Genomic DNA, 15,348 nt, shown 5'->3' on the forward strand with positions numbered 1-15,348 from the left:
GCTCTCTACCGGGGAGCAACACTCCAGGCGAGGTCCGGGATGTAGCTCAGGCCGGCCGTGAAACCGGTCAGCTTCTTGGAGTCGTAGGCGTAGAGACCGTCCATGCGCAGGACGGAGACGAACCACGCCTGGTCCACGACGGAGCGCATGGCGTCCTGGTAGAGGGCGGGTTGCTTGTCGGCAGGAGCCGCGGCGGCTGCCGACAGCATGCGCGTGAGCTTGGGGTCGGAGGTGGCGAAGGGGTTGAAGGCGGTGGCGTGCGGCAGCATCCAGTCGAGGGACAGGGCGTAGCTTGTCGCGCCGCCGTAGCCGAAGCCGAGCGCCGGGTACTTCTTGGAGGTGGCGCTGGCCAGCCATTGGCCCACGCTGGTGTCGGTGGTGACGTCAGCGGTGACGCCGATCTGCTTCCACTGCTGGACGACTGCCTGGGTGACCAGGTCGATCCCGAAGAACCCCTGCGTCTCCATCCTCAGTTTGAAACCGTGGGGGTAACCCGCTTCGGCGAGGAGCTTCTTGGCCCTGACCGGGTCGTAGGGGTAGCGGTTGTCGTAGTCGGCGGCGAAGCCGTCGAGCCCGGGAAGGGATATCTGGCTGGTCGGGTGGCCGTGGCTCTGTACGACGGCCTTGGTGATCGCGGCTCGGTCGACGGCGTAGTTGAGGGCTTGCCGTACGCGGACGTCCTCGAGCGGCTTGGCGATGGTGCCCTGGCGGTCGGCGAGGATGACGCCCATGAAGACGTTGGGCGCTCCCGTGACTTTCAGTCCGGCGGACTCGGCGGTGTCGACCTGGTCGGCGGTGATGGCCATGGCGTCGGCCTGCCCCGTCCTGACCGCCTGGAGTGCGGAGTTGGGGTTGGCGACGACCTTGATGACCACCTTCTTCCAGTGGATCTTCTTCTTGTCCCAGTAGTAGGGGTTGGGAGTGTAGGTGTAGTGGTCGCCGGTCGCGGTGTGCGCCGCGTCGAGGACGTAGGGGCCGGCGCCGAAGGAGTGGGTGCCCATGGCGGCCGGGGAGGCGAGGCCCTTGGGGCTGATGACCGAGCCGACCATGAGGACCTGGGTCATGAGCTGCGGCAGGTTGGGGTGCGGGCTTGAGCAGTGGATCCGTACGGTGAGTGGGCCGCCGGTGGTGACTGACTGGATGGCGGAGGTCCAGGAGACGTTGAGGCCGTTCTCGCGGCTGTAGTTGATCGAGGCGGCAACGGCCTTGGCGTCCAGGGGTGTTCCGTCGGCGAACTTCAGTCCGCTGCGCAGGGTGAACGCGAAGTCGGTGTTGCCGGTGCCGATGTAGCCCCACTTGGTGGCCAGGCCTGGCCCCGCCTGTCCGTTCGGCCCCTGCCTCAGGACGGTGTCGTAGGCGAGGTTGACGAACCAGTTGTCGGAGCCGACGTTGGCCTTCGCCGGGTCGAGGCTGGCGGGCGCGCCGGCGGCGACGACCGTCAGGGTGTCCCCCTTCCCGTTGCTTCCGCCTGTGCCGGATCCGCCGCAGGCGGTGCCGGCGACGGCGAGCACCGTGAGTGCCGCCAGCCCGGTGGTCAGGGATCTTTTGCTCATGAGTGCTTCCTTACGGTGTGCGGCTGGGGCCGCCGGGCCGTGGCGTGGGGGTGGAGTTCCGGGGTGCGATGGCATGCTGCGGCCCGTCCGTCCGGGAGCGGCAGCAGCGGGGGACGTTCGCGGCGGCACAGGTCGACGGCGTGGGAGCAGCGGTGGGCGAAGACGCAGCCGGCCGGTGAGGGCGCGGTCACCGTTGTCGCCGTCCCCCGCCTCGCCGTCCGGGCCCGCTGGGCTGTGGGATCCGGTTGGGGTACGGCGGCGAGCAGTGCCTGGGTGTAGGGGTGGACCGGGTCGTCGTACAGCGTGGCGGCGGGTCCGGTCTCCATGACCTGGCCGCGGTAGAGGACCACGATGCGGTGCGAGAGGTGGCGCACCACGGGCAGGTCGTGGGCGATGAAGAGGTAGCTGAGGTCGAGATCGCGCTGCAGGTCGGCCAGGAGGTTCATCACCTGTGCCTGGATGGACAGGTCCAGCGCGCTGACCGGCTCGTCGCAGATGACGAGGCGCGGCTCGGGCATGAGCGCGCGGGCGATGGCGATGCGCTGGCGTTGTCCGCCGGAGAACTGACCCGGGTAACGGTCCGCCGTGTCGGCGGGCATGCCGACTCGCGGGAGTATCTGCGCGATGCGGTCCCGTATCTCCTGCTTTCTCGGCTTGCCGTGGGCGAGGAGGGGCTCGGCAAGGGTCTGGCCGATCGTGCGGGCCGGGTTGAGGGAGGAGTACGGGTCCTGGAAGACGACCTGGAGGCGGGCGCTGAGTGCGCGCCGGAGGCGGGAGGAGGCATGGGTGACGTCGCGGCCTTCGAAGTGGACCTGACCGGAGTGGACGCGGTTCAGGCCCAGTACGGCGCGGCCGATGGTGGATTTGCCGGAGCCGGACTCGCCCACGAGTCCGACCGTCTCACCGGGCGCGATGCTCAGGGACACGGTGTCCACGGCACGCAGCGGCGGAGTGCGGCGGCCCTGACGGAACTCGACGGTCAGGGCGTTGATGTCGAGGAGCGGTGGGTGCGTCATCGGGCGGTGCCTTCCGCGAGGAGCTGCTGGGACCGGACGCACCGGCTGAGTCGGTCGGGGGCCGGCTCGGTCAGCGTCACCGGCTTCGTGCACCCGTCGTCGGCGAGTGCGCAGCGGGCGGCGAAGCGGCAGCCGGAGGGCCACTCGCGTGGGGCGGGGACCGTCCCGGGAATGGTCGGCAGGGGTTCACCCTCGCGCGCCCGGTGAGGGTTCGCGGCCAGCAGGCCCGCGGTGTACGGGTGCAGGGGCTGGGCGAACATCTCCCGCACGTCCGCGGCCTCGACCACTTGGCCGGCGTACATCACCACGGCCCGGTGGCACAGGTCGGCGACCACGCCCCAGTCGTGGGTGACGAGGAGGACCGCCATTCCCGTCTCGGCCTGCAGGTTGCGCAGCAGTGTGAGGATCTCGGCCTGGACGGTCACGTCCAGGGCGGTGGTCGGCTCGTCCGCGATCAGGAGCTGGGGACGGCCGGCGAGTGCGAGAGCGATCGCCACACGCTGGGCCATTCCTCCGGAGAGTTGGTGGGGATAGCGCCACGCGACGGCTGCCGGGTCGGGAATGTTCACCATGTCGAGCAGTTCGGTGACTCGGCTGCGTGCCGCGCGGCGGTCGCAGCGCTCGTGCCGTCGTACTGCCTCGGCGAGCTGGCGGCCCACGGTGAACATCGGGTCGAGGGCGACCATCGGTTCCTGGGAGACGTACGCGATCCCGGTCCCGCGAACCTGTGCGAGATCGGCGGGCGAAGCGACCAGGTCGGTGCCGTCGAAGAGCACCTGGCCTTGTGCGATGCGGCCGCCGCCGGGCACGAGTCCGAGGATCCCGAGGGAGGTCACGGACTTGCCACAGCCCGATTCACCGACCACGCCGACGGTTTCTCCCTCGGCGATGTCGAAGCTCACGTCCTGCACGACCGGGACACCGCCGATGTCGAGGGAGAGGTTCCTGACCGACAGCAGGGCGCTCGCGCCGGACTGCGTCGAGTTCGTGGTGACGGTGCTTGCCGGACGACGCTCGCCGCGTACGGGCCGCTGCGCGGCCGTGGGCGCGGTCATCTTGGGGACCGACCATCCCTCGGTGGCCGCGTCCCGGACCGCGTCGCCGAGCAGTCCGAGCGCCAGCACGGTCAGGACGAGCGGGACGCCTGAGGGAACGAGCATCCACGGTGCGCGGTCGAGGGCCTGGGAGGCGTCGGCCACCAGTCCGCCCCATGACGGGTTGGGCGGCTGGGCTCCGAGGCCGAGGAAGCCGAGGCCCGCCTGGATCGTGACGACGATCGCGGCGAACAGAGCGGCCTGGACGATGACCGTGCTGATCAGGCGCGGCAGGATGTGGCGGCGCAGGATCCGCGGCCGCGTGAGGCCGGCGACCTGGGCGGCCGCGACGTACAACTCCTCGCGGATGCCCAGGGTCTGGCTGCGCAGGATACGGATGATTCCGGGGCTGCCGAGCACCCCGAACGTGATCATGGCGGCGTGCAGGTTGCCGGGGAACACGGACAGCACGACCAGCACGATGATGATCCCGGGCAGGGCGAACAGCAGGTCGGCGGTGCGTACGGTCAGCCCGTCCACCCAGCCGCCCAGGAATCCGGAGGCCAGGCCGAGGGGCACACCCATGGCCAGGAAGACGGCCAGGGCTTCGCCGACGGCCAGAAGGGTGGAGCGGCCGCCGAAGAGCAATCGGCTGAGCAGGTCCCGGCCCAGGTTGTCGGTGCCGAGCAAGTGGCCCGCCGTTGGACCGGACAGTACGTGACCGAGGTCTTGGTCCAGCGGACCGTGCGTCGTGATGAGCGGCGCGGCGAGGGCGGCGACCGTCAGCAGAAGGAGCCACCCAAGGGACACGGCACCGGCCGGGCGGGCCAGCACCCGCCGTATCAGGGGGCGTCTGTTGAGCGGGCGAGGGGCGTTCGGCGGCGTGGGATGCTTCATGCGGCACGCATCCTCGGGTCGAGCCGACTGTAGGCGAGGTCCACCAGCAGGTTGACGAGGACGACGAGGACCGTGATGTACAGGACGGCTCCCTGGATGACGGGGATGTCGTGCTGGACGGTGGCCTGTTGGGTGAGGCTGCCGAGCCCGGGCATGGCGAACACCGTCTCCACGAAGACGGCGGCGGCCAGCAGACTGACGAGCACGACACCGAGCACCGTCACCACCGGCAGGGCGGCGTTGCGCAGCACGTGCCGGTACAGGATCGATCGCCGGGAGAATCCGTTGGCCTGCATGACCCGGATGAAGTCACGCCCGAACGTGTCCAGGACCGAGTCCCTTGTCTGCTTGGCGATGATGGCGACAGCGCTCAGCGACAGGGAGAGGACCGGCAGGACGAGAGAACGGCCCCACTCGACGGGGTCGTCGGCGAGGGGCACGTAGCCGGTCACCGGGAACCAACGCAGCCGGACGGCTCCGACGGCGATCAGGACGAGCGCGAACCAGAACGCCGGCACCGCCAGGCCGACGAGCGCGAGGACGTCCACGGCCCGCACCAGCAGGCCGCCACGTCGAGCGCTGAGCAGTCCCAGCAGCACGCCCAGGATCCCGGAGACGATGGTGCCGGCGATGATCAGGGAGAGCGACACGGGCAGTCGGTTGTTCAGCACGGATGTCACCGGTTCGCCGCTGAACAGCGAGGTACCCAGGTCGCCGTGGAACACCTGCACGAGCCAGTGCCCGTACTGGACCGGCAACGGCTCGTCCAGCCCCAGCTGGCGGCGGACGGCCTCGTACTGCTCGACCGTGGCGTGCTGCCCCACGATCGTCCGGGCCGGATCTCCCGGCACCAGGGACACCAGCACGAACGTCAGGGCGGAGACGAGGAACAGGAGCGGAGTCGACGACAACAGCCGTCTGACCACTAGTCGGAAGGTTGCCATGCGCACCTCGTGGGAGGTCGTGCAACTCGACGGCGAGTGCATCGAAAGGACTTGTTCGTCGCGGCATGTATAGCGGAAGTTAGTTACACGTGTCGATGCCTACGACAGGAGACGTTGCGATGCTTGGTTACACGGTTTATCAAGCGGTCCGGCGTGGCGTGCGGTCTCAGTCCGCCGCGGGCTCCGTCTTGAGTCCGGTCACTGTCTGTACGTGCCGCAAGCTCGGCTCGGCCAGCACGGCCTGCAGTTGCTGGAACAGCTGACGGGCCGCGACCGCGTTCCAGTCGTCCGGCAGGAGTTCCTTGGGCAGGCCCGGGTCGAGATACGGCAGGCGTCGCCACTGCGTGAGCATGGGGACGTAGTGGCGGAACGCTTCCCTGGTGTCCATGGCGGACCGTGTCGTCAGTCGTGCCGCGACGGGGCCGTACGTGTCGGTGAACTCGGCGTACTGTGCCTGGATCGCCGGGAAGTCCCACCAGGAGCTGACCGAGGTACGCAGATCGCTGAACGCCACGTACCGCGACGCGAAGAGGTGCACGTACTCGCTCAGGCCGAGTCGGTCGAGCGTGGCGCGGGCGTCGTCGAGGAGGCGCCCTGGGGCGAGCCACACTCCGGAGGTGATGTTGCCGAAGCCGAGCCACGTCAGCCGGGTGCGGAGTTGGTACCGGTGGGACCGTTCGGACTCCGGCACGGAGAAGACGGCCATGGCCCAGCCGTCGGCCAGGTCGGCCGGTTCCAGGCTGCCGAAGATACGGCGGTCACCCTCGTCGAAAACAGGGTGGACGGCCGGGCTCAGCCGGTAGCCGTTGGCGCCGCGCCGCTCGGGTTCCAGGATGCCGCGCTTCTTCAGGCGGGAGATCGCCGAGCGCACCGCCGGTCCGTCCACGTCCAGTTCGGCCATCAGGACGATCAGGTCGGCGATGGAGATCCATCCCCCGAGGCGGCGCAGAAAGGCGCCGTACACCGTGTTGATCAACGAGCTGGGCCTGATGCTGCTGTCCGACATGATCGCCTTCCGTCCTGTGCGGTGGCGATCCTACCGAGCACCCCCTGCGGCCACCCTGCCGGACGCAGGCGCCGGCGACCGCTCATCCGGCGGTCGCCTCCCGCTGGGGCAGCGGCGCCTCGGCATACGCGCCGGACAGGAGGTGGCCCGCTCCGGGCGCGACGGCCGGCAGGCCGAGGGTGCGCAGCATCTGGTGCGCGGTGCACACCGCGGCGGAGACCACGGGTTTGCCGAGGAGCTGTTCGGCTTCCTCGATGGCCCCGAGGGACGGCATCTGGACGCAGGCGGAGAGGACGACGGCGTCCGCGTCGGTGTACTTCAGGGCGTGGGCGATGCCGGGCAGCCTGGCGGGGTCGTGCGCGGCGACGTCCAGGTTGTCGGGGATCTCGAGCGCTTCGTAGTCGAGGACCTCGATGCCCTCGTGGGTCAGGTACTCCACCACCGTCCGGGTCAGCGGCCGCATGTACGGGGCGACGAGCGCGATCTTCTCGGCGCCGAGGGTGCGCAGACCATGCACGAGGGCGCCGGCGCTGGTGACGACCGGTGCGGGGGCACCGTTTTCCACCGTGCGGGTGTGCAGGCGTTCCTCGGACGTGCGGTGGTAGCCGAGTCCCATGCTCATGATGGCGACCAGGCACGCGTACCCGAGGACGTCCACCCGGGCGTCGGACAGCTCGACGGCGCAGCGGTCGGAGTCGGCGTCCATGGACTTGAGCTGCTCGGGGGTGACGTGGGTCATCCGCATACGGCTGGAGTGGAAGGTGAAGCGTTCCGGCGCCACGCTCTCGCGTGCGCGCAGGATGGCGGGGATCTCGGTTTCCATCGTGACGTTGGAACTCGGCACGATCTGGCCGATGCGGTAGGCGCGGTGGGCCATGGTGTCTCCGTGGAGCTGAGGCGGTGGTGAGGGTCAGCGGGCGTCGACGACGGGGTTGGTGAGGGTGCCGATGTACTCGACGGTGGCCTCCACGGTGTCGCCCGGGACGAGGAACTCCGGCGGCACCATCCCGGCGCCCACTCCGGAGGGCGAGCCGGTGGCGATGACGTCGCCCGGCTCCAGGGTCACGCCGGAGGAGATGTCGGCGATGAGGCGTGCGATCGGGAAGAGCATGTGGCGGGTGTTCGACTTCTGCTTGGTGACGCCGTTGACGCGCAGTTCGAGGTCCAGGTTCATCGGGTCGGCGATGTCGTCGGCGGTGACGACGGCGGGGCCGAAGGGCGCGTAGGAGTCCTGGCCCTTGGAGAAGAACCACTGTCCGGAGCGGCGCTGGTCGCGGGCGCTGATGTCGTTGACGATGCTGTAGCCGAAGATGTGGTCGTAGGCGTCCTCCTCGCTGACGCGGAAGGCGGTGCGGCCGATGACGACGGCGAGTTCGCACTCCCAGTCGAGCTGCTGGGTGAGGTCGCCGTTGTGCAGGATCGGCTGTCCGGGGCCGGTGACCGCGGTGGCGGGCTTGCTGAAGAGGACCGGGCGCGAGGGCAGTTCCCTGTCGGTGTCCAGGCTGCGGCTGGACTCCTCGACGTGCTCGACGTAGTTGAGGCCGACCCCGATGATCTTGCCGGGGCGCAGCGGGGCGTTCAGGGCGACCTGGTCGATCGCGTGGACGGCTTTGGCCGGCCAGTCGGAGGGGTCGCCGTCGAGCAGCTGGCGTGCGGTTTCGTGGACGTCGGCGTCCGCGCGGATGAACGCCGGCAGGTCCTGCGGGAGTGCCGTGCCGTGGTGGGCGGCGAGGGCGGCCAGGTCGATGACGTGGTCGTCGATCTGAGCGCCGAGACGGGCAGGGTCTTCGTTGACCGTGTATGTCACGAGTCGCATGACGGCTCCTTGGTGGTGATGGAGGAAGGGACGCAGAGGGGGGCGGGGCGGTGGTGCGCCTCTCGTCGGCGCACCGCCGCGCCGGTGACCGGTGTCAGGGCCGGCGGTCCCGGCGCGGCGGCTGTTCACTCGGTGGGCTGGTGCCCGCCGTTGTCGGTGTACGCCTCTTCGCGGTGGAAGCCGAGGGAGCGCATCACGGGGAAGTCGTTGAACGAGAAGAGGCAGGCGTCCTCGCCCTGGTCGAGGTTCACGTGTTCGTGCCAGGCCCAGGACGGGACGCAGAAGATGTCGCCCTGCTGCCAGTCGTAGCGCTGCCCGGCGATGATCGAGTAGCCCCGGCCCTTGGCCGCGGTGTAGATGACCGACCCGGTGTGGCGGTGGGCCCTGGTGGCCTGGCCGGGGCGCAGGAGCTGCATGTGGGCGCCCAGGGTGGGCATGACGGAGCCGCCGGTGACGGGGTTGGTGTACTCGGCGATGACGCCGTCGTACGGGGATCCCTCCGTGGCCTTGGCGAGGCCCAGCAGCGACTGGTAGGTGGGCTCCCACGGGTAGGCGAGCAGGGGCGAGTAGGGGCGGGTCCACTTCTCCACGCCGTACGGCAGCAGGTTGGCGCCGTAGGTGAGGACCGAGGAGTTGATCACCCTTCCCGGCTGCTGGTACAGCTCGGGGTGTACCTCGTAGAAGCCCGCGTCCATGGCGTTGACGAGGGGGATGTCCAGTCCGTCCTGCCAGATGACGGGGCCGTCGTCGGCGTCGTTGCCGTGTTCGTGCCAGGTGCCGTTGGGGGTGATGGCGAAGTCGCGGGGACCGACCTTCAGCTTCTGGCCGTCGACGATCGTCCAGGCGCCGGTGCCCTCGTGGACGAAGCGCAGGGCGGCGGCCTGGTGGCGGTGCGCGGTCATGGACTCCCCCGGTCCCATGATCTGCAGGCCGGTGTACAGGAGGCCGACGGCGGCGCTCACGTCCTTGCGGCCGGGGTTGACGAGCATGACGACGCGGCGTCCGGCGTCGTCGGCCTTGACCAGGTCGAGCGCCTTGCGCACCAGGGGGCGCAGGGCGTCGTAGCGCCACAGGACCGGTACTGACTTCGGCTGCGGGTACCACGGCTCGATGTCGTTGGCGACCGTCCAGAGGGCGCCGGCCTCCAGTTCGGCGAGTTCGCCGTAGTAGGCGGCGAGTTCGGGGGTGTCGGACACTCGGGCCCGGCCCAGCCTGTCGTCGTCGTACTCGGTGGTCATGAGTCCTCCTTCGGGGAGCCGGCGGTGCCGGTCTCGTCGGACGGAAGCGGTGGGGCGGGGTCGGTCGTGAAGGTGACCGGGGTGCGTGGGGTGTTGTCGACGTGCAGGCGGAAGACGTCGAAGCGGTTGTAGTGGCCGACGATGTCGTGCATCTGCTTGGGCCGGATGCACTTGGCGAGGTCGATGTCGGCGTAGACGATGCCCTCGTCGTCGACGAGCGGCTCGGTGACGGGGCGGCCGTCGGGTCCGAAGATCCCCGAGAGTGCGCTGCGGGGGCGGGCGAGCATGCGGCGTACGTCCTCGTCGTCGCCGGCGACGGTGTCCACGATCTCCGGGGAGATGGTGGAGCAGGCGACGACGGAGAAGAGCTTGCCCTCGAAGCTGTGGGCGGCGGTACGGACGGCGATGGCGTCCGCCATGTCGTAGTCCTCCGGTGCGACCGGCAGCGCGATGTAACTGGCCGCGTGGACCAGCTCGCCCTGGGCGAGAAGGGTGAAGCGGGCCAGGGTGTTGGTGTTCTCACCGCAGGCGAGGACGCCGAGCGGGCCGATTGGGGTCTGGTGGACCTTCAGTGAACTTCCGTCGCCGCCGGTCCAGGTCAGCTTCTCCGCCCAGGTGGGCACCAACTTGCGGTGCACGCCGAGGAGTTCGCCGTCCGGGCCGATGGTGAGCAGGGTGTTGTAGAGGATGCCCAGGCTGTGTGGGCTCCGCTCGTTGACACCGATCACCACCACGACACCGTGCTGTCGGGCCGCGGCGCGCAGCGCGTCCACGTGCGGGCCGGGGATGTCGACGGACGCCCGCCACAGGCGCTCGAACCATGGCGAGCCCTGTACGGGGTTCATGGTCCAGTTCCAGTAGGGGTAACCGGGGATGAACACCTCGGGGAAGACGACGAGTTCGGCACCTTGGGCGGCGGCCTCCGCCAGCAGGGCCACGGCCTTGTCGACCGTGGCCGCCGGATCCAGGAAGACCGGCGAGGACTGTACGGCTGCCGCCTTGAAGCGCCGCAGCCTCTGCATCTGTTCCTCCATCTGTTCCTCCTGTCAGACGGCCGTCACTGCGGGCCGGGAAAGCCACCGCTGGTGCACGGGAGCGGGAGCGGTCCGGAGCAGCTGGAGGCGGGGGGGCACCCGGTCGGTGCGGGCGCCCGGCGGCCTTCCGCTGCCCGCCTTCCAGGACGCCGGCCAGGGCGCGGCCGGTCCGGTGTACTGCTGGGCGGCCGCGGCGTGGAGCGTCCACAGCGGGTCGTGGAGCTGGGCGCGGCCGACGGCGCACAGGTCCGCCCGGCCCGCCAGAATCAGGGAGTTGACATCGTCGTACGTGGAGATCGCACCCACGGCGATCACCGGCACACCGACGGTGTTGCGGATCAGATCGGCGTAGGGCGTCTGGTAGCTGCGGCCGTAGCGCGGCTGCTCATGGGCGACGACCTCGCCGGTCGAGACATCGATGGCGTCCGCCCCGGCGTCCGCCAGAGCATCGCAGAGCTCGACCACGTCGGCCTCGCTGATGCCGCCGTCGGCCCAGTCGGTGGCCGAGATCCGGACGATCAGGGCCTTGCCGGCGGGCCATACGGCGCGGACGGCGCGCAGGACTTCCAGGGGGAAGCGCATCCGGTTCGCGAGGCCGCCGCCGTAGGAGTCGCTCCGCGTGTTCGTCAGCGGTGACAGGAAGCTCGACATCAAGTGGCCGTGGCCGTACTGGAGTTCCAGTACGTCGAAGCCTGCCCGGTCGGCGCGGCGGGCGGCGGCGACGAAGTCCTGCGCGATGGCGTCCATGTCCTCGCGGCTCGCCTCGCGGGGCGTCACGCTCCCCGCGTCCCAGGGGAGGGCGGACGCCGCGACGAGTGGCCGGCCGTTGTCGCCGAGGGGGACACACCGGCCGTGGGCGCGTGGCGTGCTGGTGGCGGCGCGCCGTCCGGCGTGGGTGAGCTGGATGCCGAGGCAGGTGTCCGACTGGCGGCGGACGAAGTCGGTGATCCGGTGCCAGGACGCTTCCTGCTCGTCGGTGTACAGGCCCGGGCAGCCGGGTGTGGCGCGTCCGTCGGCGCTCACGGCCGTCATACCGGCGATGACCAGGGCCGAGCCGCCCAGTGCCTGCGTGCTGAGATGAACGAGGTCGAAGTCCCCTGGCACACCGCCCTGCGCGGAGTACAGCGCGGTCGCAGGTACGACGACGCGGTTGCGCAGGCGCAGACCGCCCAGTCGGAAGGGCCGGAACATCGGCGGCACCGAGGCGGCCCGCCCGCCGATCGCCGTGTGCTCCGCGTGCCAGGTGTCCACCGCGTCGGTGAACGCACGATCGCGCACACGCAGGTTGTCGTACGTGACGCGTCGGCTGCGGGTGAGCAGGTTGAACGCGAACTGAGGCGGTTCCTGCGCGGTGTAGCGACCGACGTTCTCGAACCATTCGAGGCTCGCCTGTGCGGCCCGCTGCGTGGACTCGACGACCGGCTTGCGTTCGGCCTCGTACGCGGCGAGGGCGCGGGGCACGTCCGGGTGTTCGTGGAGGCAGGCCGCCAGGGCGAGGGCGTCCTCCATGGCGAGTTTGGTACCGGAGCCGATGGAGAAGTGGGCCGTGTGAGCGGCGTCGCCGAGCAGGACGACGTTCTCGTGGCGCCAGGTCCTGTTGCGTACGGTCGTGAAGCGGATCCACTTGGACCCGTTGGGGATCAGCCGGTGGCCGTCGAGGTGGTCGGCGAGGATCTCCTGGCACCGCCGGATGCTGTCCTCGTCGTCGGCCCCGGGCGCGAAGTCCCGGGCGGCGAACGTGTCGAACCCCGCGCGCCGCCAGGAGTCCTCGTCGATCTCGATGATGAAGGTGCTGCGGGTGTCGTCGAACGGGTACGCGTGGACCTGCATGGTCCCGAAGTCCCGTTCGGCCACGATGAAGGTGAAGGCTTCGAAGACCTTGTCGGTCGCGAGCCACATGTAACGGCAGTGCCGTTCGTCCAGGTCCGGTGCGAACCTGTCGGCGTAGGCGCTCCGCGTCTGCGACCGTACGCCGTCGCTCGCCACCACGAGGTCGTAGGCAGCGGCGAGTTCGGCCGCCGGCGGGGCCTGGGTGCGGTAGCGCACGTCCACCCCCAGTGCCGCGCACCGCTCCTGAAGGATCTGCAGCAGGCGCTTACGGCCGAGAGCGGCGAATCCGTGGCCCCCCGACGTGAGGACCTGACCCTGGTAGCGCACGTCGATGTCGCTCCAGCGGGCGAACTCGGCCGACATGGCGCGGTAGACGTCCGGGTCGGCCTGCGCGATGCCGTCGAGTGTCTCGTCGGAGAACACGACGCCGAATCCGAAGGTGTCGTCGGCCGCGTTGCGCTCCCAGACGGTGATCTCCCACTGCGGGGAGAGCTGTTTGGCCAGGGCCGAGAAATACAGCCCACCGGGCCCTCCGCCGATGACTGCTACGCGCACGGCGTCCTCCTTGTGGTTCGAGGAACAACGTATGTCGTAATTCCTGCGCTCGTCAACAAAACTCGATAAAGAGGGGTGGCTCGCATGATCCGCACGGCTCAGCTCAGGGTTTCGGGAGCCTGCGCGCCCGCCGTGGTCAGGAGATCGCGCACCTCGATTGGCCAGGGCGTGGCCCCGGAGGCCCGCGCGGCGGAGTGAGCGATCGTCATCCGGCCGGTGGCCGCGTCCTCTTCGCCCGTGCCGCGCACGGTGAAGGCGTAGTGCAGCGAGCTGGTGCCGACCTTGGTGACACGCAGCTCGACGCGCACGAGGTCTCCGAACCACAGCCGGGCGCGATAGTCGGCCTCGAAGTGGACGCGCGGCGTGCTGCCGAAGAGGTGCGCCAGATCCAGACGGCGCAGCAGGGCGGCTTCCGCCGCCTCCACCCACCGCACGACGGTGGAGTGGTGGTAGTGGCCGGCGGCGTCGGTGTCGGGCCACTCGACACGGCGCTCGATGACGATGCTGGGCAGGTCCGACGCCACGGCGTGGTCGTCACCAGCGGCGCCGACGCCGATCGGTGGGGTTGCCTGCTGGGTGCTGGGGGTTTCCATGAAGGTGCCTTTCGTCAGCCGATCCGGTCGGCTGCGGGGATGTCCGGTGACAGGACGAGGTGAGCGGTGCTCGCACGGCAGGGCAGGGGGTGTCAGCCGTCCGCGCCGGCGGCGCGTCGGCGCAGCACGCCGCGCTGGAGCTTGCCGTTGCTGGTGCGTGGCAGGTCGGTGACGAACTCGACGGCGCGCGGGTACTTGTAGGGCGCGATGGTCTGCTTGACGTGGTTCTGGAGTTCCTTGACGGTCACGTCATCGGGGGCGACACCCTCACGCAGGACCACGTACGCCTTGACGACCATCCCGCGCCGGTCGTCCGGCGCACCGACGACGCCGCAGTCCGCGACATCGGGATGAACGAGGAGCGCCTTTTCGACCTCGGGTCCGGCGATGTTGTATCCGGAGGAGACGATCATGTCGTCGCTGCGGGCCACGTACCAGAAGTAGCCGTCCGCATCGCGTATGTAGGTGTCACCGGTGACGTTCCAGCCGTTCCTGACATACGCCGCCTGGCGTGGATCGTCGAGGTAGCGGCACCCCGTCGGGCCGGCGACCGCGAGCAGGCCCGGCTCCCCGTCGGGAACGGGCGCCCCGCTGTCGTCGACGACCATCGCCCGGTAGCCGGGAACGGGCTTGCCGGTGGATCCCGGCCGGATGTCGTCGTCGGCGGCGGAGATGAACACGTGCAGCATCTCGGTGGCGCCGATGCCGTCGATGATGCGCAGGCCGGTCGCGGCATGGAAGTCCTCCCACACCTGGGCCGGCAGCGCTTCTCCGGCGGATACGCACCGTCGCAGGCCGGTCAGGCGGTCCACGGCTCCGGCGGCCATGATCGCCTTGTATGCGGTGGGGGCGGTGAGCAGGACCGTGGCGCCGTGCTCGGCGACGAGGTCGGCCAGCTTCTCCGGCGACGCCTGCTCGATGAGGAGCGTCGCCGCCCCTGCGTGCAGCGGGAAGACGACCAGGCCGCCGAGCCCGAAGGTGAAGGCCAGCGGTGGCGTACCGGTGAAGACGTCGTCCGGGCGAGGTTTGACGATGTGCCGGGAGAACGTGTCCGCGTTGGCGAGAACGTCCCGGTGGAAGTGCATCGTCGCCTTCGGTCGTCCGGTCGTACCGGAGGTGAAGGCGATGAGGGCCACGTCGTCGGCTGCGGTGACGACGCTGGAGAACACACCGTCCTTGGCCGCGCAGCGGCGGATCAGGTCGTCGTCGCCCGGGCCGCCGTAGGAAAGGACGGTCAGCCCAGGCGCGTCGGCGGCCTGGAGTTCGTCGAGGTACCGGTGGTCGCACAGGGCGGCCACGGGACGGCTGATGTCGTGGAGTTGCGCGAGTTCGGCGGCCCGCAGCAGGGGCATCGTGGTGACCACGACACCGCCGGCCTTGAGCACCCCGAACCAGGAGGCGACCAGCCAGGGGGCGTTGGGGCCACGCAGCAGGACGCGGTTGCCGGGGACCAGCCCGAGGTCGTCGGTGAGGACCTGGGCGACCTGGTTCGCGTGCCGCAGCAGGTCGCCGTACGTCCAGCGGTCCGTCGGGGTCAGCAGACAGGGCCGGTCGGCGCCCCAGCGTTCGACGGCGTCGTCGAGCAGCCGGACGGCGCAGTTGAGTCGGTCCGGGTACCGCAACTCCGGCAGGTCGAAGTGCAGTTGGGGCCAGAGATGGATGGGGGGTAGTCGGTCGCGGCAGAACGTGTCCACGTGGGCGGACGGGGAGAGCTCCATGGGGCGCACACCTCGGTCTCGGGGGCAGCGAAGGGAGTGCGGCAAGTATTTCGTTATTTTTACGAGCGTCAAGATTTCACGACATAGATTTTTGCGGCACTCGTCCGAACGGCA

The 15,348-nt window shown here is 69.8% G+C and carries 12 protein-coding genes; all 12 read right to left on the bottom strand.

Annotation, left to right across the window (positions count from 1 at the left end; all coding sequences use genetic code 11):
- Positions 1 to 5: 5 nt before the first annotated feature.
- On the bottom strand, positions 6 to 1,553 hold the full coding sequence (locus tag ACWC0C_RS05885; RefSeq protein WP_450861914.1) for an ABC transporter substrate-binding protein: 1,548 nt from the start codon (positions 1,551 to 1,553) through the stop codon (positions 6 to 8).
- Positions 1,550 to 2,569, bottom strand: coding sequence for an ABC transporter ATP-binding protein (locus tag ACWC0C_RS05890; RefSeq protein WP_450861916.1), 1,020 nt, complete (start codon positions 2,567 to 2,569; stop codon positions 1,550 to 1,552). The genes ACWC0C_RS05885 and ACWC0C_RS05890 overlap by 4 nt, the downstream gene beginning before the upstream one ends.
- Positions 2,566 to 4,500 (bottom strand): dipeptide/oligopeptide/nickel ABC transporter permease/ATP-binding protein, encoded by a 1,935-nt coding sequence (locus tag ACWC0C_RS05895; protein ID WP_450861917.1) that lies wholly within the window; start codon positions 4,498 to 4,500, stop codon positions 2,566 to 2,568. The genes ACWC0C_RS05890 and ACWC0C_RS05895 overlap by 4 nt, the downstream gene beginning before the upstream one ends.
- Positions 4,497 to 5,444, bottom strand: coding sequence for an ABC transporter permease (locus tag ACWC0C_RS05900; RefSeq protein ID WP_450861919.1), 948 nt, complete (start codon positions 5,442 to 5,444; stop codon positions 4,497 to 4,499). The genes ACWC0C_RS05895 and ACWC0C_RS05900 overlap by 4 nt, the downstream gene beginning before the upstream one ends.
- A gap of 166 nt (positions 5,445 to 5,610) precedes the next feature.
- Positions 5,611 to 6,450, bottom strand: coding sequence for a PaaX family transcriptional regulator (locus ACWC0C_RS05905; protein ID WP_450861921.1), 840 nt, complete (start codon positions 6,448 to 6,450; stop codon positions 5,611 to 5,613).
- Positions 6,451 to 6,532: 82 nt separating this feature from the next.
- Entirely contained in the window at positions 6,533 to 7,327 is a 795-nt protein-coding gene (locus ACWC0C_RS05910) for a maleate cis-trans isomerase family protein (protein ID WP_450861923.1), read from the bottom strand.
- Positions 7,328 to 7,360: 33 nt separating this feature from the next.
- Positions 7,361 to 8,266: a fumarylacetoacetate hydrolase family protein gene (locus tag ACWC0C_RS05915; RefSeq protein ID WP_450861925.1), complete on the bottom strand. Its 906-nt coding sequence runs from the start codon at positions 8,264 to 8,266 to the stop codon at positions 7,361 to 7,363.
- Between the two features lie 125 nt (positions 8,267 to 8,391).
- Positions 8,392 to 9,504 carry a cupin domain-containing protein gene (locus ACWC0C_RS05920; RefSeq protein WP_450861927.1) on the bottom strand — a complete coding sequence of 371 codons (1,113 nt, stop codon included), beginning with the start codon at positions 9,502 to 9,504 and terminating at the stop codon, positions 8,392 to 8,394.
- Positions 9,501 to 10,538: a carbon-nitrogen hydrolase family protein gene (locus ACWC0C_RS05925; RefSeq protein ID WP_450861929.1), complete on the bottom strand. Its 1,038-nt coding sequence runs from the start codon at positions 10,536 to 10,538 to the stop codon at positions 9,501 to 9,503. Before ACWC0C_RS05925 ends, ACWC0C_RS05920 begins: the two co-directional genes overlap by 4 nt.
- 12 nt (positions 10,539 to 10,550) lie before the next feature.
- Positions 10,551 to 12,923 (bottom strand): bifunctional salicylyl-CoA 5-hydroxylase/oxidoreductase, encoded by a 2,373-nt coding sequence (locus tag ACWC0C_RS05930; protein WP_450861930.1) that lies wholly within the window; start codon positions 12,921 to 12,923, stop codon positions 10,551 to 10,553.
- A 98-nt stretch (positions 12,924 to 13,021) separates the two neighbouring features.
- Entirely contained in the window at positions 13,022 to 13,516 is a 495-nt protein-coding gene (locus ACWC0C_RS05935) for an acyl-CoA thioesterase (protein WP_450861931.1), read from the bottom strand.
- A 92-nt stretch (positions 13,517 to 13,608) separates the two neighbouring features.
- Complete coding sequence (locus ACWC0C_RS05940; protein WP_450861933.1) at positions 13,609 to 15,234, bottom strand: AMP-binding protein; 1,626 nt, start codon at positions 15,232 to 15,234, stop codon at positions 13,609 to 13,611.
- Positions 15,235 to 15,348 lie beyond the last annotated feature (114 nt).

It is taken from the genome of Streptomyces sp. NPDC001709 (assembly GCF_053596375.1).